Source organism: Sphingobacterium sp. NPDC055431, assembly GCF_053644255.1.
The window spans coordinates 286,995-308,945 of the sequence record NZ_JBSHLH010000002.1; the positions used below are offsets into that span (position 1 = coordinate 286,995).

Below are 21,951 nucleotides of genomic sequence, written 5' to 3' on the forward strand. Positions count from 1 at the left end.
TAACATTTGAAAATGACAGGCTTATCCGATGACGATTTCGATTCCGAGGTCTTTGATTGTTTGGATCAATTGTTCGAATTGATCATTGTTGGCAAAAATCTTGTTTCTCCAGATCCGTACGGTGCTCATTTTTCCCTTTTTATGAAAGGCTAAAAGGTTTCCTCCGGATCGGATATGGTTCTTGAGATAGGTGATTTCTGCGATGGGGATCTGGATTTCCTGGCCAAACTTGGTAATGTTAATGTTACTCTTATCGATTACCCAAGTAGAGTTCTGTTTGCTGAAACGGACCGCTGCCCACATGATGGCAGGTATACAGAACAATAGGATCAAGATCTTATAGATTTCTTGTAGGGTGCTAAGTGATAAAAAATACCCAACCACAAAAAGGGAGCCTAGCAATATCCAGATAAATCTCCCTCGATGTAGGGTGTTGATTTGGTAAGTCATGTTTACGGGTTGTTAATGAATTTTCCTTTGGTATTGATGACCCTTTCTTCGGATTCACCATTTTTTAAAACGATAGCCTTCCCATTTTCAAAAGGATTTATATAGCTATATTCCAAAGGAAGAATAGTTTCACCTTTTGAATTAATCAATCCGAAGTTTTCGCTATCTTTTGATATGATGAATAGGTCATCCTCATTGGATAATCCTAAATAGTAATTTCCTGAAGTAATCAGTTTATTGCCTTCAATTTGATATATTTCGTATAGTTCATCCTTTTCTGAAACATAGTATTTGTTGTCATTACTTAAGATGACGTTCTCCCCTAAGGGCAATACGATATTACCTTTTTGATCTGCAAGTCCAAACTTAAGCGAAGTCATTACAATGGTGTAATTCGCTGAGAAAGGAGTGATATATTCAAATTCATTGTTCCAGATTTTATTTCCTTTTGTATCCATCACACTCATCATTCCTTCCAATGAGAAAAGATAAGCATCAAGAACGGGGTCATACTGGATATTATCAAATTTGAATTCAGTCAGGTTCTTACCGTTAGCATCGATCAATCCTGCAAAGTTTCCTTCGTCTACTGCCACAGCTATTCCATTGTTAAATGGTGCTATTGTCAAATAATTCGGTTGGGTGATGATTTCGCCATTAGGATTTTTTAAGCCAAATAAAAAACTTGTTGAATCGTAATATGCGGTCATTCCATCGCCTAGATCCATTTCCGTTAATTCTTCATCGGAATAATCTGAAGGGACTTCAAAGAAATTATCGGGAACCTGGGTTTTTGATATTTCCATCACCTGATACGCAGCACCTAACGCATTTACCCTCAGAGCTAGACCTGGTATTTTATCCAGGTATTGGTATTTACCCCAAAAAATTGCAGGTATCTTATCCGTATACCATACCTCAACTATTTCAGGTTCCCCTGCATTAGATTCATCCTGTAATTCTAAAATTGCCAATTTACTGGGAAATCCAGCGATCATTTCCGTCTTTTCAGAATCTAAGTTTACTCGCAGATTAAATTCACTCTCGGGAGCATATTCTTCCTTTGAAAAACTTTTTGCTAATGAATCTAAAAAAAACAGGGTTTTGTTTTTTGTATCTCTGAGTTGTAAAGTGGGTTCAAAGTACAGGTTATGGATTTTGTTTTGATGCTCACTGACCCATGCCTCCATCAGTGGTTTACCTTCCATTTCAGACAATAGAGTTAGAAACAATTCTAATTCTTCACTTTTACCTTGTCCCAATTCCTTGATGTTGGACTTGAAAGACTCATCTAAGGAGATGGTATAAATGATTTTATAAACTTCTTGTTGGGCAAGAGCAAACTGGAAAAGAAGAGTTGATACAATGAGGGAAAAAAGCTTTTTCATGTAATGAAATTATTACGCAAAAGTCCTCATTTTTATTGATTCTGCAAATTACTGAAAGCAATATTTTACAGTATTTCTGGATTTATTTAAATCAATAATATTTAACCTTGAATTTGTATATTTAATGTATGATTAGATTATCTACCTACCTGCTTTTTTTCGTTTTCGGAATAAATGTGCTTTTTGCTCAGAAGGCTCCAAATATCGTGATCATTATATCCGATGACCATTCTTTCCAGACCATTTCTTCATACGGCTCCAAGATTGGCAGTACGCCCAATATTGATCGTATTGCTCAGGAAGGCTTACTTTTCAACCGCGCCTATGTGAACAATTCCCTATGTGGGCCAAGCCGTGCAAGTTTGTTGACGGGGAAATACAGTCATAAAAATGGTTACCGGGAAAATGAAAAGTCCCATTTTGAGCATAGCCAGAATTCCTTTGTCAAAGAGCTCAGAAAGGCTGGGTATACAACTTCATGGATTGGAAAACAGCATTTAGGGGATACTTTGGAAGGGTTTGATTACTTTGATGTACTGCTAAACCAAGGGCATTATTTCAATCCTGACTTCAAGAACCAAAAAGGGGAATTGACCAGGGAGAAGGGTTATGTGTCGGATATTGTAACCGAAAAGGCATTGAACTGGATGGGGTCCTTGGATGGAGAAAAGCCATTCTGTTTGATACTAGGTCATAAAGCAACCCATAGGGAATGGGATCCAGACCCACAGGATTTTGGAAAGAATGACCATAAGAAATTCCCATTACCAGATAATTTCTATGATGATTACAAGGGAAGAGAGGCTGCTAAGATCCAGGAAATGCAGATCAGCAAGGATATCAAATTAGATTACGACCTAAAGCTATTTAAAACCGAAGAGGATTGGATGAAAGAGTCCAATTTCAGGAGAATGGATGAATCCGATCGTGAGAAATACAGACAATATTATGCGAAGGTAAAAGCCGATTATGCGAGTCAGGATTTTTCGGATCCAAAGAAATTGGCAGAATGGAAATTCCAACGGTATATGACCGATTACCTGAATACTGCTGAATCAATGGACAGAAATATAGGAAAGGTATTGGATTATCTGGATGAGCATCACCTGACCGAGAATACAATTGTGATCTATATGTCCGATCAAGGGTTCTACATGGGCGAACACGGATGGTTTGACAAACGCTTTATGTATGAGGAATCCTTCCGTACGCCAATGATGATGCGCTTCCCTAAAGAAATCAAAAAGTCCAGGAAGGTCAACGATCTTTTGATGACCGTGGATATTGCGCCTACGATGTTGGATTTGGCAGGGGTGCCGATTCCAGAAGATATTCAAGGGGAATCTTTCAGTGCGATCGTGCATGGTAAAAAAGGGGATAGAAAACAATTATACTACCATTATTATGAGGATGGAATCCATAATGTTTCTCCGCATTTTGGTGTGAGTGACGGACAATATAAACTAATCCGTTTCTATAATAAAGTCAATTCTTGGGAGCTCTATGATATGCGCAAGGATCCAAAAGAAATGGAGAATCTCTACAATAATCCTAACTATACTGAGAAACAAGCGGAAATGATGAAAAAGTTAAAAGATGAAATCCAGAAACAGGATGATTCGGAAGCAATGCTTATATTTGAAGCTTCCTAAACTTTTAGAATTCATGCGCATACTAACTTTTATCTGTTTTTGCCTATTCAGCTTGGCAACTTTCGCACAGCGTAAGCCCAATATTGTAGTTATTATTTCTGATGACCATTCCTACCAGACCATTGGAGCCTATGGTTCCAAGGTTGGCCATACGCCAAATTTGGACCGGATTGCAAAAGAGGGGGCTATTTTTACGCGTGGGTATGTCACCAATTCGATCTGTGGGCCGAGTCGCGCCAGCTTATTGACTGGAAAATATAGCAACAAAAACGGATTTAAGGATAATGAGACCTCTAATTTCAACCATGGTCAGAACTCCTTCATTAAAGAACTTCATAACAATGGTTACCAAACAGCTTGGATCGGTAAGATACATTTGGGCAGAAAACTGGAAGGATTCGACTATTATAGTATCCTAACCGGACAGGGACATTATTTTAATCCCGATTTTATCAGCAGTAAAGAAGGGGAGAAGGAAGTCGTGGCAAGAGAGGATGGCTATGTAGCGGACTTGGTGACTGATAAAGCATTGGATTGGTTAAAAGGACAGGATAAGCAAGAGCCCTTTTGCTTGATCATAGGCCATAAAAATACACATAGGACCTGGATGCCGGCCATTGAAGACTTCGGTAAAAATGATCATAAGCAGATCCCATTACCTGAAACCTTCTATGATGATTATGCAGGTAGAAAGGCAGCTGCGCAGCAAGAGATGAGTATCGATAAGGATATGCAGATGGGCTATGACCTGAAGATGTTTGAAAATATCGAGAAAATGCGCGCTGATGGAAATTTCAGCCGGATGACTGATGAACAATTCCAAGCTTACGTAGATTACTATAAACCAATCTATGAGGAGTTGAAAAAATCAAACCTGAGCGGAAAAGCCCTGGCAGAATGGAAATATCACCGTTATATGGTTGATTATTTAAATACAGCCGAGTCGATGGACCGCAATATTGGCCGCGTATTGGATTATTTAAAGGAGCAGAACCTAGAGGACAATACCTTGGTGCTTTATCTTTCCGATCAAGGCTTTTATATGGGTGAGCATGGCTGGTTTGACAAACGCTTTATGTATGAGGAATCATTCCGTACCCCCATGTTGATGAAACTGCCCGGCATGATCAAGCCAAATTCCAAAATTACGGGAATGGTTTCCAATGTTGATATTGGTCCGACCTTCTTGGAATTGAGTGGAACGAAGGTGCCTGCTGATATGCAAGGTAGGTCATTCTTGAGTTTGTTGAACGGCAAGAAAAAAGATATTCAAGATCAGATCTATTATCATTATTATGAGAATGGAGAACATGCGGTTTCACCCCATTTTGGTGTGAGCGATGGACGTTATAAATTGATCCGTTTCTATAAAAGAGTGGATGCTTGGGAATTATATGATATGAAATCAGATCCGCGTGAGATGAGGAATGTCTATGGGCAAGCAAAATTCAAGAAAGTACAGGTTCGATTAGAGAAATTATTGAAGCAAGAGGTTGATAGGTTAGAGGATGAGGATGCGAAGATGATATTATCTAAAAATTAGATTAATGTAAAATTTTAATTTAATTGAACCCTTTTATTAGACTTTAAGCAAATAACTTTCACTTTTTTGTATATTTATTACGGTTCACGTATTATATCTAAAAAGTATTGGAAATATTATTAGTCGAAGATGAGAGTTCAGTAATATCCCTTATTCAACGCGGGTTGAAATATGAGGATTTTCAAATTTCTGTAGCCAATGATGGCATAAGTGGGTTAAAATTAGCTAGCTCCAAGAAGTTTGATCTGATTATATTAGATGTTATGTTACCGCAAATGAATGGGTTGGATGTCTGCAGACAGATACGCAGCTTTGACAAGGATGTTCCTATTTTGATCTTGACAGCTTTGGATCAAACAGAAGATGTTGTAGAAGCCTTCAATAGGGATGCCGATGATTATATGACAAAACCCTTTAAGCTTGAAGAACTCAAAGCTAGGATTCATAGGCAATTACGTAAATCCAACAGTAACAATTCCAGCAATCATCTTATCCAGATAGGCGACCTGATATTAGACAGGTCCAGTAAATATGTTTCACGTGACGGAAAGGCTATTTCCTTGACCGCTACGGAATTCCGCTTATTGGAATATCTGATGGTCAATAAAAACAAGGTGATTTCAAGGATGGATATCCTGGAGGAAGTTTGGGAGATGGATATCAACATGAGTACCAATGTGGTTGATGTCTATGTCAACTATCTTCGGAAAAAGGTCGATAAACAATACGAGAACAAGTTAATCCATACCGTTATTGGTATGGGATACGTGATGCGGAATGAAAATTAAGGTAAAGATCATATTATCCTTTTCCTTAATAGCAATTAGTTTGATCGTACTATTTGCCTACTATGTCTCCTATTTTACCAGAGACAGCTTACAGACCAAATTTTTCCATCGTTTAGAAGAAAATGCCCGCATAGTTGGGGAACATATCATTCAAAATGATGAGTATAACAATCAAATTTATTATGAGGTAAAGCGGAAATACCTGAAGCAGTTGGCAGAAGGAAATGATTATTACCTCAGGATTGTTAAAGGGAGCAACCAATTGCGGATCAAGCCTGACCTGCCTATGCCATCTGAGTTTTATAAAACTGCAATCGAAGAGGGGAGAGCTACCTTTCTCCATAAAAATGTTTCTTATTTAGCCCTGTTTTTTGAGGATAAGCAGCATGCCGAGAACTTATTGGTGATTTCTGAGGGGATTGATGACTATGGACATGGAGAGCAAAAGGACCTTGATCAGACTTTGCTAACGGGCGGTTTAATTTCCTTTGTGTTCATCATTGGGTTGGCTTTTTATTTTGCCAATAGGATACTTAATCCGTTGAAAGTACTGAATGATGAACTGGAAAAGGTCAACATTGCCACCCTTGATCATCGACTTAGCAATAAATTCAGTAGTGAAGGCGATGAAATTGATCAATTATATACTAACTATAATTCCATGCTTGACCGTTTGGATATTGCGGTCCAATTGCAAAAAAGCTTTATTGGGAATGCATCCCACTCCCTACGAACTCCATTGACCATTATCGGAGGGGAAGCAGAACTTGCACAACAACAAATCGACCGATCGCATGATGCCTATCAGTCAATAGACACGATTATACACCATACCAACCGGATGAAGTTTATGATCAAGGACCTTTTGGTGATGTCGAGTTTGGGGAGCCAACGGAAAATTAGAGATATACTTCCTGTCCGTATCGATGAATTATTATTTGAAGTAATTAAAACCGAAACGGAGTTAAACAGCAACAGTAAAGTTCAGTTTGATCTCAGCAATATTCCGGAAGATAGTGATGATCTATTGGTGAAAGCAAACCCAGATCTGTTCTATATTGCCTTTAGTAATATATTGTCCAATGCCATAAAATATGGTGACGACAAAGCGGTAAAAGTTCTCATGGAATTTGATCAGGAGTTTATCATTATTAAAATTATTGATCAAGGAATCGGTATTCCAGAAAAAGATCTTTCCAATATCTATTATTCCTTTTTTAGGGCTTCCAATGTCGGCGAGATCTATGGAAATGGCCTTGGATTAGTTTTGGCGCGCAATATTTTCATCTTGCATGATGTTCAATTAGAGCTTGATACGGAGGAAAATAAAGGGACTACGGTCAGTGTGAAAATCCCTAAACCATCTTTCTAATCTCATTCTAATTTCAGGCTAATTTCATTTTTATATGTTGAAACTATATTTGGTCAGTACCGAATAATTTCGACATGAAAAAACATCTCCTGATAATCCTTTTTCCCCTTTTATTTTTACAGCTTTCCCAAGCTGAAGAATTGACCGATTCTTTGTTGAACGAACAATCCGAACAAGACAGCATTAGGCAAAAAGAACCCAAGGCTTCCAAGCTGATCAATTTAGATGTGTTGCTCCGGGCTGGATTAAATGCCAACAACTTAGGGAATGATGACAGTAAGGTAAATGCCAATCTCGATGATGCGCGTATTTTATTAGGAGGGGATTACAATGACCAACTTTCTTATAAGGTTAGGTTTAGGCTTAACCGCTCCTTTGCACCCACTAGTCAAGACAATGGATCTGCTGCATTAGATTTTGCTTTTTTGAAATACAAATTCGGCAAAGACAATAAATGGTCGGTTACCTTAGGAAAGCAAAGTGCAATTGTGGGTAGTTATGAATTCGAGAATAACCCCATTTATGAGTATAAATTTACAGACTACGTAGACCGTATCTTAAATCTATTTGTGGTCGGAGGAATGCTGAGTTATGAGGTCGATCCCAATCATTCCCTAAATCTGCAGGTCTATAATACCAGTAACCACAGTTTTGATAGATTATTGGCAGACAATAACCTTTCAGCATCTGGGCTGGAAGCATCGAAAGCACCGTTAGGAGCATACTTTACCTGGATAGGAGCATTTGCTGAAAAAAAATTCAATACAAAATGGTCTTATAATATATCTCAATTTGCAAAAGGCAATACCAACCATGCCGTTTCTTTAGCGAATAAGTACAAGACCGATCGTCAAATGATCTATCTAGATCTTCAATATTCATATTATGCGGTTGATCATGCCTTAATCGGTTCCAATGTTATCAATGATTTCTATGCAAGGACCGGGGCTGCAAGAACCCTTTCGAAGGATATCGTTTATAAATCTGCCATTTTAAGGTTTGACCAGTTCTTGGCGGACAAATGGGAGATTGCCTTAAAAGGAGGAGTGGAGACCGCCGGGTCAAATGCGGATGATGAGTTAGGGAATGATTTCAGGACAAACTATACCTATTTCGCTGCCTTACAACATAAGCCATTCTTAACAAAAGACCTCAGGTTCTATTTGGGCTACATGGGAAATACGGTTTCATACAAAGATGTAGTAAACATGGATAGGCAACAATTTAACAGGTTGTCCCTAGGGGCTTACTTTACCATTCCAGTTTTGTAAAAGAGGATAAGAAAAAAATATATACAAAAAAACATATGCGATTAACACCGAGAGAGACTGAAAAGTTGATGTTGTATCTAGCCGGAGAGCTAGCTGCAAAAAGACTCCAGAAGGGGGTCAAGTTAAATTACCCAGAAAGCATAGCGTATATCAGTTCACAGATTGTGGAAGAGGCCCGAGTGGGAAAGAAATCTGTTGCAGATTTAATGGAGTTCGGCACTAAGTTGTTGACAAAAAGCCAAGTGATGGAAGGTGTCCCAGAAATGATCTATGATATTCAGGTGGAGGTAACATTTCCCGATGGTACAAAGTTAGTTACCGTAAATAATCCAATTCGTTAACCTTTAAAAAAACATAAGATGGTTCCAGGAGAATACATATTGAAAAAGGAGGAGATTATTGCCAATGACGGTCATAAGACCGTTGATATCTCTGTAAAGAATGAAGGTGATCGACCTATTCAGATAGGGTCGCATTATCATTTTTTTGAAGTCAACAAATTTTTGTCTTTCGATAGAGAGAAGGCCTTCGGCATGCGCTTGAACATTCCTGCCAGTACCGCTATCCGATTTGAGCCGGGAGAAGAGAAGAAGGTCATTTTGGTGGAGATCGGAGGCAATAAAGAGGTTCATGGTTTCAACGGTTTGACCAATGGAAAGGTTACAGACTCCAAAGTGAAATCAGCTGCCATGGCTAAAATAAAAGAACTAAAATATAGGAATTCCAAATAACATAAAACACAGTAAAAATGGGAACATGGAATAGAAGAGAGTGGATCAAAGTGGTTGGATTGACAACCGCTGGAACTGCAGCAATGCGTTTGGATGCACTCGGATTAGAGAAATTAGGAATCGATAAATCATCGGTTAAATACATAGATGGCGTTTTACATATCCCTAGGGATAAGTATGCATCACTTTTTGGCCCGACCACTGGGGATAAAGTTAGATTGGCCGATACAGAGCTTTTTATTGAAATAGAAAAAGATTTCAATGTATATGGTGAAGAGAACAAATTTGGTGGCGGTAAAACCATCCGTGATGGAATGGGGCAATCTGCACGTGCCTTGCGTGATGAAGGTGTGCTAGATTTTGTAATTACCAATGCCATCATCATTGATCACTGGGGAATTGTAAAAGGCGATGTGGGTATTAAGGATGGAAAAATCGTTGGAGTTGGAAAAGCGGGTAATCCAGATATTCAAGCAGGGGTGACTGATGGCATGGTGATCGGTGCGTCTACTGAAGTCCACAGTGGTGCCGGAATGATCCTTACTGCTGGAGGAATCGATACGCATATTCACTTTATCAGTCCTCAACAGGTTGAAACAGCATTGTACAGTGGAGTTACGACTTTTATCGGTGGTGGTACTGGACCAGCTGATGGTACCAATGCTACTACAGTTACACCAGGGAAATGGTATTTAGAAAAGATGTTCGAAGCATTTGAGAACATCCCTGTCAATGTTGGATTCTTTGGGAAAGGAAATGTTTCCACGATGAAACCAATTGAGGAGCAGATTGAAGCCGGTGCATTGGGGGTAAAGATCCATGAGGATTGGGGTGCTACTCCATCTACCATTGACGCCTCGCTGAAAGTGGCCGATAAATATGATGTTCAAGTTGCCATACATACCGATACCTTAAATGAGGCGGGTTTCTTAGAGGACTCTGTTGCTGCCATTAATGGTCGTGTGATCCATACCTTCCACACGGAAGGTGCAGGTGGAGGGCATGCTCCAGATATTATCAAGATCGCTATGTACCCGAATATCCTTCCAGCATCGACGAATCCGACCAAACCATTTACTGTAAATACAGTAGATGAGCATTTGGACATGTTAATGGCGGTGCATCACTTGGACAAAAAGATTAAGGAAGACGTAGCGTTTGCCGATTCCAGGATCCGTCCACAGACGATGGCCGCTGAGGATATCTTCCAAGATATGGGTGTATTCTCAATCATGAGTTCGGATAGCCAGGCAATGGGTCGAGTTGGTGAAGTTATTTCAAGGACTTTCCAGACAGCGCACAAAATGAAAGTACAACGTGGTCCACTAGCGGAGGATAAAGGTAAGGACAGTGATAACTTCCGTGTGAAACGCTATATCGCTAAATACACAATAAATCCAGCTAAAGCGCATGGTATAGATGAATACATCGGGTCCATCGAAAAGGGCAAATATGCTGACTTGGTATTGTGGAAAACGAGCATGTTTGGCGTGAAGCCTGAATTGATCATCAAAGGAGGAATGATCCTGAGTTCAAAAATGGGTGATGCCAATGGTTCCATCCCTACACCACAGCCAGTCATGTATAGGCCAATGTTTGGTAGTTATGGACGTGCTTTGCCTTCTGTTTGCTATAATTTCGTATCCAAGATTTCCATTGACAATGGGAATATGGAGAAATTGAAATTGAGCAGAAAGAACTTGCCAGTGAAAAACTGTAGGACCGTTATGAAAAAAGATATGGTCCATAACAGTGCCACGCCAAATATTGTGGTTAATCCAGATACATATGAAGTAACCGTGGATGGAGTTTTAGCGACCTGTGAACCGGTTAGCGAAATTCCTATGGCACAAAGATATTTCTTGTTTTAAGTAATCATGCTGGTATCAAGAGCAATAAAAGGCAATATCCATCATTCAGGCTCTGGAGTTTTCATAAATCCCATAGAATATTTAGAACTGGAATGGTTTGATACAACCAAAAGAATAATCCGGGCATATAGTACAGGTGGGAAAGAGTTAGGCTTCAGGAACCTAGACTCTGTGGCACTTGAGGACGGAGATGTGCTATATGATGCGGATGGAATTTGCATTGTTGTACGGGTATTGCCCTGCTCTTGTATTGTTTTTGAGCCGCAATCGATCAAGGAAATGGCGATTGCCTGTTTTGAGATTGGGAATAAGCATATTCCAATATTTATCAATGACCAAAATGAGGTCATAACGGCATTCGAAAAACCTTTGTTTGATCAATTAAAAAGAGCAGGATTCCGGCCATTGATTGAAGAACGAGTTATTGAAAGGACTGATGTACTAAAGATGCATCAGGTATCAAATTTTAAGAATAAAATAATATTAGTAAAGGAAGATTAAGATGAATCCACTGTTGACCCTCATGCAAATTAACGATTCGGTATTTCCGATCGGAGGATTTACGCATTCTTATGGATTGGAAACCTACATATTTAAGGGGATAGTCAAGGATAGCAAGACTGCCCGGGAATATGCAAGTTCCATGTTGGAGAATAGCTTTTACTATAACGATGCCGCATTTTTCCATAAAACTTGGGAGATCTGTGAATCCAGGGCAACCAAAAAGCGGATTGCGGAATTAGACGCCTTAATAACAGCTTATAAGGCCCCGTTTGAGATCAGAGATGCGAGCAAGAAACTTGGGATTAGGTTCTTGAAGTTGACGGAGAAATTACATCCTGTGGCTCGATGCAGCAGTTATCTGAAAGGCATTCAAGCCAATGAGTACCATGGGCATTATGCCATGGCATTTGCAATGTATGCACATGCGCAAAAGATTGATTATAAGGATGCATTGAGTGCATTCTATTATAACTCTTTAAATGGCATTGTAACCAACTGTGCCAAACTGGTTCCTATTAGCCAAATGGATGCGCAACAGATTTTATTTAAACTTCAGCCACTCATTAATGACTTGGTTGAGAAACAGGCCGATTTGAAGGAAGATCTGGTCGGCAATTGTTGTGTAGCTCAAGATATACGTTGCATGCAACATGAAAAACTATATACACGGATCTACATTTCATAAAACATAAAAATATGCCAGCAAGAAATTACGTAAAAATAGGTGTTGCAGGGCCTGTTGGCTCTGGGAAAACAGCATTGATTGAAAGACTGACAAGGTCTATGTCTGAGGATTACAGCATTTGTGTTGTTACCAACGATATCTATACCAAGGAAGATGCTATGTATCTTCAACAAAATTCAGCATTACCTGCCGAACGCATCATGGGAGTGGAAACGGGGGGATGTCCTCATACAGCAATTCGCGAGGATGCTTCAATGAATATTGAAGCTGTGGAGGATCTTGCCTCCCGATTTCCTGATGCTGAGATCATATTTGTGGAAAGTGGCGGAGATAACCTAACGGCAACTTTTAGCCCTGACTTGGCCGATGTAACCATCTTTGTATTAGATGTGGCGGAAGGTGAGAAAATGCCAAGAAAAGGTGGTCCTGGGATAACCCGATCGGACCTCTTGTTGATCAATAAAATAGATTTGGCTCCTTATGTCAATGCTGATCTTGAGGTCATGAGAAAGGATACCTTAAAGATGAGAGGGGATAGGCCATTTATCTTTACCAATATGATGACTTTGGATGGATTGGAAGATGTAAAAAATTGGATTAAGAAGTATGCTCTTTTAGAGAATTAAAACTCAGTTTTATGGATAGTGCAATTAAGATAAATGCGGAGAAAGAAAACCAAAAAACTGTTTTAAAAGAGAGTTATCACAGTGCTCCCTATAAACTGACTTATTACGGTTCACCTACCTTCCATGAACATCTGGAAATGATCATCATGAGTGCATCTCCAGGTGTAATGGATGAGGATAAATTGACCATAGATGTCCATGTGAAAGAGGCGGCTGAACTTAAGTTGTTCACTCAATCTTTTAACAAGGTTCATCCCATGAAGATAGGAGCGGTTCAGGAAACTCAGATCCAATTGGAAAGAAATGCAATATTTCACTATATCCCACATCCCATAACTCCCTTTAAGGATTCCATTTTTCTGGCTAAAAATGAAATCCATATGGATAAGGATGCTGTGTTGATTTGGGGTGATATTATCTGTTCTGGCCGGGTACATATGAAAGAGTCTTTTGTATTTAGCCAGCTTCACTCCTTGACAAAAATCTATAAGGATAATAAACTCATTTTTATTGATAATCAGTTTCTAAGTCCAGCTAAGCAACCGATCCAGAAGATGTTGTTCTTTGAGGGCTATACCCATCAGGCAACCTTGCTGTTTTCAAGCTCCTTTGCCAAGGACCTGAAGGTTGAACTGGATGAGATATTGGTACAGGATTATGAGGATATAACATATGGATTCACCCAGGCAGCTAATGATGTTGTCATCTTTAGGGCATTGGGGAATAATGGAGAACTGTTGTATGATTTTCTATTGATGCTGGGGCAGTTATGTTGGGAGTTTTCCCAGCATAAAATTGAGGAGCTTAATCCCAAGCGGGAGGTCATTGAAGAGGAGACAGCTGAGGAGGTTCCTTTAGAAGTTCCCATAAAAAAGAAGGCTGCAAAAAAAGCATTCAAAAAAGCAGAATCTATCAAGAAGTTAGAAGTAATAGCCGAATAATATGCATGAACTATCCATTGTCAAAGATATTTTCCAAACCTTAGAACAGGCATATCCAGAAACCTTTAAGGATATCGTCGGGGTAGAGATACAAGCTGGCTTACTGAGTAATATTCAGCCGGTATTGATACACAATGCCTTTGAGGCCTATAAGGAGGAATTTTCAGAATATGCTGACGTTGAACTTGACGTTGAGATTTTACCGATTATAGCATACTGCAAAGATTGCCGGGAGGAATTTGAGGTGAAGTACCATCGCTTTGTTTGTGCATGTGGAAAAGGTTCGGACAAAATAGTGCAGGGTGAAGAATTGAAAATTAGTAAAGTGACATTTAAAAAGAAAGACCATGAGTAATCGTACAGCAAAAAGTAATCAGATGCCAGTAGGCTCTGTGCAATGTGATAATACCTCTTTGAATTTATTGAAGGCAAATGATTTTGTTGCAAAAGCCATTCGCGACAGGATTCCTAATATCTGTGTGATCAATATCTGTTCCTCTCCGGGAAGTGGAAAGACAACCTTGATGCAAGAGACTGGGAAGCGATTAGGTAAGGAATTAAATATTGCCGTATTGGTTGGTGATCCAGAAACCGAGCGTGATGCGGTCCGTATGCGAGAGGTTGGCATCAATGCCCTTCAGATCGTGACCGGAGGAATGTGCCATATCGAAGCGCAGATGATATTGCAGGCATTGGACCATATCGATCTAACAGATGTAGACCTTTTGTTCATTGAGAACGTTGGGAATTTGGTTTGTCCGGCAGCCTTCGATCTAGGTGAAGATTATAGGGTAACGGTATTGGCAGCTACTGAAGGCGATGACAAGCCCAAGAAATATCCAAGGATGTTTTTGACCAGTGAATTGATGTTGGTTTCAAAGGCGGATTTGTTGCCGTATGTTCCTTTTTCAGTGGAGGCCGCAGCAAAAGATGCCAGGGAAGTCAATCCTAATCTAGAAGTTATATCCATCAGCAGTTTGAAGGGTGAGGGTTTAGATGAATGGTGTGATTGGTTAAAGAATAAAGTAGCTGAGAAGAAGGCAATTTCCCAGGTAGTCTAATGATTATCATTGAAAAATTGGTCAGCAAGTCAATTCCTAAACATGATAAGGATGATTTCCTAGAATTGGAATGGTATGAAGTCAATAGGACTTATTTGAACAGGAAAACGGTATCAGGTCTTGCCGTAAAGATTCAGCTGCCTGAAAAGGCGACCTTTCAAGATGGGCAGTTAATCTATCAAGATGCAGAAATTTCCATTCGGATCCGGATCAAAGCCTGTCTTTGTATTCTATTGACTTCAACTTCGATCCATACCGTTGGGAAGTTCTGTTATGACGTGGGAAATCGACATCTGCCGATCTTTCAAGTAGCTGACGACAGGATTGCAGTTTCTTATGATGGACGTTTATTCCAGGCGCTGAAGGAGAAATTTGATGACCAAGTGGTCTTAGAGGAAATGACCTTATTACCGAGTGCAGCATTGAAAGCCTTCGGAAACTTTATTTAAGGAGGGTTAAGGCTTTTGAAAACAAAAAATGGAATGATTAAGCGATTGAAAGTCATCTTACTTTTTTTGGTTCCTATATTTCTTGTTATTTTTTCATTGGCATGGGGAAGTACGGGAGTGTTGGGAATTGAGGAGCTCTATGACCATATTGTTGCAGCTCTTCATCCAACTGGCGGCAGTGGAACTGTAAATGAGAATATGGCCACTATTTTATGGCAGGTAAGATTACCGAGGATATTGTTGACCTTTTTGGTAGGGGCAGCACTTGCAGTTTCAGGAGCGGTATTGCAAGCGATTTTTAGGAACCCAATTGTGGATCCTTTTTCACTGGGGATTTCCTCAGGGGCAGCATTTGGAGCCGCACTTTCCATGCTGGTTTCCTTTTTTTCCATTACTTTTTCTGCTTTTTTATTTGGAGTCTTGGCTGTTGGCATTACCTACTTGGTATCCTATTCAAAGACCAGAACGACTTTGATCACCATGGTCTTGTCGGGAATGATAATTTCCGGGGTATTTACCGCTTTTTTAACGGTCTTGCAATATATGAGCGACCCCTATAAATTACAGGCTATTGTGCAATGGACCATGGGAAATCTACATACAGCTTCATGGGCAAAGCTGAACAGTTCAGTCCTACCCATTGTTGGAGGGATATTGTTGATTATCATCTTCCGGTGGAGGTTAAATTTACTGGCTTTAGGGGATGAAGAGTCTATGGCAGTGGGTGTAAATCCCAAGGGAATGAAATTATTGATGATAGGTTTGGCAACCATGATAACTGCTGCTTCGGTTTCTGCAGTGGGCATGATCAGTCTGTTTGGATTGATCGTTCCTCATCTTACCCGAATTATTTTTGGACCCAATAATCAAATCGGTGTCTTTGCAAATATTAGTATCGGAGGGTCATTTTTATTGTTGATCGACGATCTATCTAGGACCTTAATGCCATTTGAAATACCGATCGGTGTATTTACGATGTTGCTAGGGGCACCATTATTTATTTACTTGATGCGAAAAAACGCTGTAAACTGGAACTAATGGAAGAGTTGATTAGCATAAAAGGTTTGACTTTTGGGTTTTCAGGCCATCAGGTCCTGAAGGAGTTGAATGCTGAATTCCGTTCTGCTGAATTTAGTGTGATTTTGGGAAGGAATGGCAGTGGGAAATCTACTCTTTTTAATATTCTTTCAGGGATGGAAAGGGAGTATAGAGGCGAGGTAGTTTTTGGTGGTATGGAGAGGAGGAAAATCAAGCCCCATCAAAATGCCAAGGTTAGGATTGGATTTATGCCACAGTTCCATCATAGTACCTTTCCCTTCAAGGTATTGGATGTCCTGTTGACAGGTAGGGCTGCATTCTCCAAATTTTCGCCAACCGTTCAGGACAAAGCTTTGGTAGATTCTGCTCTGGAGTCATTCGGTCTGTTGCACCTTAGGGACAAACCTTATACTTCGCTTTCGGGAGGAGAGCGGCAACTGATATTATTGTGCAGGGTACTTTTGCAGGAGCCCTCGGTATTATTATTGGATGAACCAACCAATCACTTGGACTTACATTATCAAGTGGCAGTTCTAGACCATTTAAAGCGACTAGTGAGTAAAGGTACTACCGTGATCTGTATTATGCATGATCCGAATTTGGCCTTGCTCTATGGAGACCGGCATTTTTTGATGAACGAAGGACGGTTGAATGAATTGTCAAGCGATAATCCAAAAGAAAGGATTTCGGCCTTAGAGGCCACCTATCAAGTTAAGTTAGCTGGGGTGGATTATTTGGGTGGGCAACTTATCGTTCCAAGGATTGTGTGATAATAAATCAGTTAAATCCAATAAACATATTATTTTTGAGGTGAATCCATTTGCTAATCAGTATGCCTCGATTTCTTCTATTGTTATTAAGTATATTTTTCCTATCTGATTCTTGCTATTCCCAGGAGAATGATTCTGGGCTATATGGAGAATTTCTAAAAGATAAAGCGAAGTTTCAGTCCTTTGAATCTAAACACAGGAAATCTGTTCAAACTAAAAATCATAGAATTTCATATTTGAAATGGGGTGAAAATAAAGGGAAGGTCTTTGTTTGGTTACCGGGAAGTCTGTTGTCGGCTTATGATTTTTATCCATTTGCTAAAGAACTGGTCAACCAGGGTTACTGTGTCCTTTCAATAGATCATTATGGACATGGATTAACCGAAATACCTAAGGAGGATCTTGATTTCTGGAATTTTGCAGACGATCTTGCGCACTTGTTGAAGCATGAGGAAGTCAATCAAACGGTAATTGCTGGGTTTTCAAGAGGAGCTTATCTTGCTACGGCATTTTATCAGAAATATCCAGAAATGGTTCGTGCCATTATCCTAGAAGAAGGTGGTTCAGTTTCATTCAAGCGTATGTTTGATGCGATGGAGCAAGACAAGTTGGAAGAATTCCTACTGACCGTTGAATTCCCAGATGATTTGAAGGAGCTGTTATTTGCTGCGTATGGTTCAGACTTTGAAATATACAAGAATATAAAGTCTTTGGAAGATTCGGATTCACTTTGGCAATCCTTTGGTTTTATGAAGCGGAAGGAAAAGCAATGGATACTTTATAAAGGATTAAATGAGTATATGCATATGCAGGATAGGCTACATTATTTGCAGGTTTTAAATTCGCCAGAGTCTACAAGTAAATATGCTGCATCCATGGTAAATATTGATCCCTTGAGAATTTATGCAAAACTGGATGTTCCTCTCTTAATTATTGAAGCTAAAGGGCCAGATGATTTGTTTGATACCAGCAAAGGGAATAATGACCTGAAAAACCTACATCCCGATCTAATCCAGCTAAAGGTTTATGATTGTGATAACCATAATTTGCATTATGCTTGTCCGGATCAATTTAAAGAAAACTTGAAATTCTTTTTAGACAAATTATAAAGGGCATAAAAAAAGGCTTCCTTGGTTAAAAGAAAGCCTTTTTTTATGTTTTATGATCTTTTAGTTGAAGATCAGTGTTTTTTCAGGATTTATTTTTCTTCCGAAACTCAATAGTTCATAATGAAGATGAGGTCCGGTTGATCTACCGGTGCTACCAAGTCTTCCAATTTGTTGACCGGCCTCTACCTTTTGACCTTTTTTTACTTTAGTGCTTGAAAGATGGGCGTATCTAGTTTCCCAACCGTTGGTATGTTCAACGATTACGACTTTCCCATATTGCCCTTTATATCCAGCATAAACTACTTTACCAGCAGCTGTGGCCGTAATTGGCTCACCTGTTCTTCCGCTGATGTCAATACCTGAATGCATTTCAAGGCCTCGGTTTGTAAAAGGGTTTCTACGGTATCCGAATCTAGAGGTAATCCTTCCATTATGGGGAGTTCCCAAAGGCACACCTTCCAATTTTTTGTCCAGTTTCTTGACCGTTGCTTCATAGTATTTGATAAGTTCAGGTAGATTAACTTCTTCTTCTACCGGTCCACCAGCGTTTTTAAGCTTCGGCGCAAACTCTTTTAAACCTCTTCTGCGCATTTTGGCATTAATTTGGTTTACTGCACTATCAATAGCATCGAAGGATTTTTGGATTTGAACTGTACTAAGTTGGTTGGTTGCTTCTTCCAGAGCCAAGGATTGCTTCGCTTTTTCGAGCGCTTCAATCTTCTTAGTCAATTGTTCTTCGTAATGGTCACTTGTTGATTTTGTGGCAACATATACAATCGTTGCACATATCAAGCAGATACAGAAGATTCCTCCAGCTAGGATATATTTCCAATTTTTTAAAACAATAGTTGGAATCTGAATCTTCAAGTTCGAATCGCCGTTTGAGTCTAGAATTTCAACGGCAGTCTTCTTTTTTGTCATAGTATTTTACTCTCCCACTTTATGTTAGCCGGGCGTAAAAATAGAGGATGTTAAAATAATTGCAAGAAATTTTAACATTTTATAACTTTTTAAGGAATAGGGAGGGTTAAAATTATCATCTTTGTATTATGTCATTTTCGGAACGAATCTTAACCTGGTATGCTCAGCATAAAAGAGCTCTACCATGGCGTGAGACCAAGAATCCCTATATCATTTGGTTATCAGAAATCATCCTTCAGCAGACAAGGGTTGAGCAAGGGATGCCGTATTTTTTCAAATTTTTAGAGAACTATCCTAATGTAACAAAGTTTGCGAAAGCAGAGGAGTCTGAAATTTTGAGATTATGGCAAGGCTTGGGCTATTATTCTAGGGCGAGGAACATGCATAAGGCGAGTAAGCAGGTTTTGGATAGGCATAATGGGGAATTCCCTACTGATTATCAGATGCTTTTGGCATTGCCCGGTGTTGGGGAATATACAGCTGCGGCCATTTCCTCTTTTTCCAGCAACCAAGCGCATGCTGTTCTGGATGGAAATGTATTTAGGGTATTATCTCGATATTTTGGAATAGATGAGGCGATCAACAGCAGTTCTGGGAAAAAGCTTTTTTCCAAATTGGCTGAAGAGATGTTAGATCGGGAGCATCCTGCGGAATACAATCAGGCAATAATGGATTTTGGTGCCCTGCAATGTAAGCCCAAGAATCCAAATTGTGAAGATTGCATCTTGAGGTTAGATTGTAGGGCCTATGAAGAGGGTTTAGTTGATAGATTGCCGGTTAAACTAAAAGGAAAAAAAAGTAGAGATAGGTATTTTCATTACTTTATAATTGAAAAAGAGGGGTCTGTTTTGATGTCACAACGATCCGAAGGAGATGTTTGGGCCAATTTGTATGAGTTTCCGTTGATAGAGAGTGAAGGGGATTTGAATGTAGCAGAATTGGTACAATTAGAAGAGTACAGGAATAATTTTGGGGAAACAGTTCCTAAAATGATAAAAGGGCAAGTGAAGCATATTTTAAGCCATCAGAATATTTTTGCCCGCTTTTATAGCCTTGATATGGATAATCGGGAATTGGTCAAAAAAAGCTTTTGGAATTATTTTTTATTAGAAAAATTAGATACATTAGCTAAACATAAACTGATTAGTTCCTTTGTGGAACATTATTTTTAGTGCTCACTAAATCCTAAATTATTGTATGTCGGGAGTAAATAAAGTTATTTTAGTTGGTCATCTTGGAAAAGACCCAGAAATCCGCTATTTAGAAGGAAATGTAAGTGTTGCTAGTTTTCCGTTGGCAACTTCGGAGACTTTCAACAAGGATGGCCGTCGTGTAGAGCAGACTGAATGGCACAACATCGTATTGTGGCGCGGTCTGGCAGATGTTGCGGTAAAGTACCTGAGTAAAGGGAAATTGGTCTACATAGAAGGGAAATTGAGGACACGTTCTTATGAAGATAAAGAAGGTATCCGTCGCTATACGACAGAGATCGTAGCAGAGAGTTTTAATTTATTGGGTAGACGTTCTGATTTTGAGCCTCAAAGCCCACAACAGAGTGCCACGAGTGGAGCCCCCACTAGCAGTGAACCAAAGGAACAAGCCGTCGACTTTACAGAGAATGACGACGATAGTGATGGTCTACCATTTTAATCTACCTAATTAAATATTGTACCATTTCATTTATTTTTTAAAATTGCTGTATCTTTGACACATGTTGCAAGATAAGATAACGCAGTATACTGAAGAGATAAAGGCATTTGCGCCAAGTTCAGCCCAAGATGTTGAAGCATTTAGATTAAAGTTTTTGGTGTATAAAGGCATCGTGAAAAACCTGTTTGAAGAGTTCAAGACGGTATCCTCGGATGAAAAGAGGGTTTTAGGAAAAGTATTGAATGAGTTCAAGCAGTTTGCTGAAAATACATTTAAAGAGGCATCGGAACAATTTGCAGATCAATCTGAAGGTCAATCGGCAAATCCTGAAGGAGATTTGACTTTACCAGGTCCAGGCTTCACCTTGGGATCTAGACACCCACTTTCCTTAGTAAGAAAAGAGATTGTTGAGATTTTCAAGAAGTTGGGCTTTGTAGTTGCTGAAGGAAATGAGATTGAGGATGATTGGCATAACTTCTCAGCGTTAAATTTTGCTCCAGAGCATCCAGCTAGGGATATGCAGGATACATTCTTTATCAAGAAGCAAGATGGAAATGATGTTGTGCTTCGTACGCATACCTCCTCGGTTCAGGTTCGATTGATGGAAGCAGGGAAACCTCCCTTCCGCGCTTTGATGCCGGGAAGAGTATACCGTAATGAAGCAATATCTGCGAGAGCGCATTGTTTCTTCCACCAAATCGAAGGATTATATGTGGATGAGAATGTGTCGTTTGCTGATTTGAAACAGACATTATATCACTTTGTGAAAGAATTGTACGGAGAAGACACAAAAGTGAGGTTCCGTCCATCTTATTTCCCTTTTACTGAACCTTCAGCTGAAATGGATATTTCCTGTACCATCTGTAAAGGGGCAGGTTGCCAGATGTGTAAATATTCAGGTTGGGTAGAGATCCTTGGTTGTGGTATGGTAGATCCGAACGTGTTGGATAATTGTGGAATCGACAGTAAGAAATATTCAGGCTTTGCCTTCGGTATGGGTATCGAAAGGATCACAAACCTGAAGTATGAGATCCGCGACCTGCGTTTGTTCTCAGAAAACGATGTTCGTTTCTTATCTCAATTTGAGACAGAGATTATTTAAACCAATTGGTTTGTATTCTACCCGAGATT

At 39.5% G+C, this 21,951-nt stretch carries 24 protein-coding genes; 21 read left to right on the plus strand and 3 right to left on the minus strand.

Translation table 11 applies throughout. The features are described from left to right. Positions 1-21: 21 nt before the first annotated feature. Together ACWIB3_RS04180 and ACWIB3_RS04185 are read right to left on the minus strand one after the other, a co-directional pair. Positions 22-450 (minus strand): hypothetical protein, encoded by a 429-nt coding sequence (locus tag ACWIB3_RS04180; protein WP_454290971.1) that lies wholly within the window; start codon positions 448-450, stop codon positions 22-24. Positions 451-452: 2 nt separating this feature from the next. Continuing rightward, a complete protein-coding gene (locus tag ACWIB3_RS04185) occupies positions 453-1,838 on the minus strand; it encodes a WG repeat-containing protein (RefSeq protein ID WP_454290972.1) in 1,386 nt (461 codons plus the stop codon). Positions 1,839-1,966: 128 nt separating this feature from the next. Between ACWIB3_RS04185 and ACWIB3_RS04190 the strand changes: the two genes are divergently transcribed. The 18 genes from ACWIB3_RS04190 (at position 1,967) to ACWIB3_RS04275 (ending at position 18,249) form a co-directional block, all read left to right on the plus strand. Then, positions 1,967-3,490 carry a sulfatase family protein gene (locus tag ACWIB3_RS04190; protein ID WP_254528918.1) on the plus strand — a complete coding sequence of 508 codons (1,524 nt, stop codon included), beginning with the start codon at positions 1,967-1,969 and terminating at the stop codon, positions 3,488-3,490. A 13-nt stretch (positions 3,491-3,503) separates the two neighbouring features. Continuing rightward, positions 3,504-5,033 carry a sulfatase family protein gene (locus ACWIB3_RS04195; RefSeq protein ID WP_454290973.1) on the plus strand — a complete coding sequence of 510 codons (1,530 nt, stop codon included), beginning with the start codon at positions 3,504-3,506 and terminating at the stop codon, positions 5,031-5,033. 107 nt (positions 5,034-5,140) lie between these two features. Beyond that, complete coding sequence (locus ACWIB3_RS04200; protein WP_185217416.1) at positions 5,141-5,821, plus strand: response regulator transcription factor; 681 nt, start codon at positions 5,141-5,143, stop codon at positions 5,819-5,821. Beyond that, positions 5,811-7,193: a sensor histidine kinase gene (locus ACWIB3_RS04205; RefSeq protein WP_454290974.1), complete on the plus strand. Its 1,383-nt coding sequence runs from the start codon at positions 5,811-5,813 to the stop codon at positions 7,191-7,193. The genes ACWIB3_RS04200 and ACWIB3_RS04205 overlap by 11 nt, the downstream gene beginning before the upstream one ends. Before the next feature lie 74 nt (positions 7,194-7,267). Next, on the plus strand, positions 7,268-8,464 hold the full coding sequence (locus ACWIB3_RS04210; RefSeq protein WP_454290975.1) for a porin: 1,197 nt from the start codon (positions 7,268-7,270) through the stop codon (positions 8,462-8,464). Positions 8,465-8,499: 35 nt separating this feature from the next. Next, positions 8,500-8,805 (plus strand): urease subunit gamma, encoded by a 306-nt coding sequence (gene ureA / locus ACWIB3_RS04215; protein WP_185213066.1) that lies wholly within the window; start codon positions 8,500-8,502, stop codon positions 8,803-8,805. A gap of 18 nt (positions 8,806-8,823) precedes the next feature. Then, positions 8,824-9,195, plus strand: coding sequence for an urease subunit beta (gene ureB, locus ACWIB3_RS04220; protein WP_185213065.1), 372 nt, complete (start codon positions 8,824-8,826; stop codon positions 9,193-9,195). Between the two features lie 17 nt (positions 9,196-9,212). Beyond that, positions 9,213-11,066: an urease subunit alpha gene (gene ureC, locus ACWIB3_RS04225; protein WP_185213064.1), complete on the plus strand. Its 1,854-nt coding sequence runs from the start codon at positions 9,213-9,215 to the stop codon at positions 11,064-11,066. A gap of 6 nt (positions 11,067-11,072) precedes the next feature. After that, on the plus strand, positions 11,073-11,567 hold the full coding sequence (locus ACWIB3_RS04230) for an urease accessory protein UreE (RefSeq protein ID WP_185217411.1): 495 nt from the start codon (positions 11,073-11,075) through the stop codon (positions 11,565-11,567). Positions 11,568-11,589: 22 nt separating this feature from the next. Beyond that, a complete protein-coding gene (locus ACWIB3_RS04235; RefSeq protein WP_237219506.1) occupies positions 11,590-12,255 on the plus strand; it encodes an urease accessory protein UreF in 666 nt (221 codons plus the stop codon). 11 nt (positions 12,256-12,266) lie between these two features. Beyond that, on the plus strand, positions 12,267-12,881 hold the full coding sequence (ureG, locus tag ACWIB3_RS04240; protein ID WP_093099259.1) for an urease accessory protein UreG: 615 nt from the start codon (positions 12,267-12,269) through the stop codon (positions 12,879-12,881). An 11-nt stretch (positions 12,882-12,892) separates the two neighbouring features. Continuing rightward, positions 12,893-13,822 (plus strand): urease accessory protein UreD, encoded by a 930-nt coding sequence (locus ACWIB3_RS04245; protein ID WP_454290976.1) that lies wholly within the window; start codon positions 12,893-12,895, stop codon positions 13,820-13,822. Between the two features lies 1 nt (position 13,823). Then, complete coding sequence (locus ACWIB3_RS04250; RefSeq protein WP_185213060.1) at positions 13,824-14,177, plus strand: hydrogenase maturation nickel metallochaperone HypA/HybF; 354 nt, start codon at positions 13,824-13,826, stop codon at positions 14,175-14,177. Further along, positions 14,170-14,883, plus strand: coding sequence for a hydrogenase nickel incorporation protein HypB (hypB, locus tag ACWIB3_RS04255; RefSeq protein ID WP_185213059.1), 714 nt, complete (start codon positions 14,170-14,172; stop codon positions 14,881-14,883). Before ACWIB3_RS04250 ends, hypB begins: the two co-directional genes overlap by 8 nt. Then, entirely contained in the window at positions 14,883-15,332 is a 450-nt protein-coding gene (locus ACWIB3_RS04260) for an urease accessory protein UreE (protein WP_185217408.1), read from the plus strand. Before hypB ends, ACWIB3_RS04260 begins: the two co-directional genes overlap by 1 nt. 33 nt (positions 15,333-15,365) lie before the next feature. Then, on the plus strand, positions 15,366-16,370 hold the full coding sequence (locus tag ACWIB3_RS04265) for a FecCD family ABC transporter permease (RefSeq protein ID WP_185213057.1): 1,005 nt from the start codon (positions 15,366-15,368) through the stop codon (positions 16,368-16,370). After that, the gene (locus ACWIB3_RS04270; RefSeq protein ID WP_454290977.1) at positions 16,370-17,140 is read left to right on the plus strand and encodes an ABC transporter ATP-binding protein; all 771 of its coding nucleotides are present in this window, start codon (positions 16,370-16,372) and stop codon (positions 17,138-17,140) included. The genes ACWIB3_RS04265 and ACWIB3_RS04270 overlap by 1 nt, the downstream gene beginning before the upstream one ends. Positions 17,141-17,376: 236 nt before the next feature. Next, entirely contained in the window at positions 17,377-18,249 is an 873-nt protein-coding gene (locus tag ACWIB3_RS04275; protein ID WP_454290978.1) for an alpha/beta fold hydrolase, read from the plus strand. 60 nt (positions 18,250-18,309) lie between these two features. Here ACWIB3_RS04275 and ACWIB3_RS04280 read toward each other — a convergent pair whose 3' ends face one another. After that, on the minus strand, positions 18,310-19,170 hold the full coding sequence (locus ACWIB3_RS04280; protein ID WP_185213054.1) for a M23 family metallopeptidase: 861 nt from the start codon (positions 19,168-19,170) through the stop codon (positions 18,310-18,312). Positions 19,171-19,298: 128 nt separating this feature from the next. On the opposite strand from ACWIB3_RS04280, the gene mutY reads away from it, so the two are divergent. From mutY to pheS, 3 genes are all read left to right on the plus strand, one after another. After that, positions 19,299-20,342 carry an A/G-specific adenine glycosylase gene (mutY, locus tag ACWIB3_RS04285; RefSeq protein ID WP_454290979.1) on the plus strand — a complete coding sequence of 348 codons (1,044 nt, stop codon included), beginning with the start codon at positions 19,299-19,301 and terminating at the stop codon, positions 20,340-20,342. A gap of 25 nt (positions 20,343-20,367) precedes the next feature. Continuing rightward, complete coding sequence (locus tag ACWIB3_RS04290; protein WP_185213052.1) at positions 20,368-20,820, plus strand: single-stranded DNA-binding protein; 453 nt, start codon at positions 20,368-20,370, stop codon at positions 20,818-20,820. A gap of 61 nt (positions 20,821-20,881) precedes the next feature. Beyond that, complete coding sequence (gene pheS, locus ACWIB3_RS04295) at positions 20,882-21,922, plus strand: phenylalanine--tRNA ligase subunit alpha (RefSeq protein WP_454290980.1); 1,041 nt, start codon at positions 20,882-20,884, stop codon at positions 21,920-21,922. The last annotated feature ends 29 nt before the right edge of the window (positions 21,923-21,951 follow it).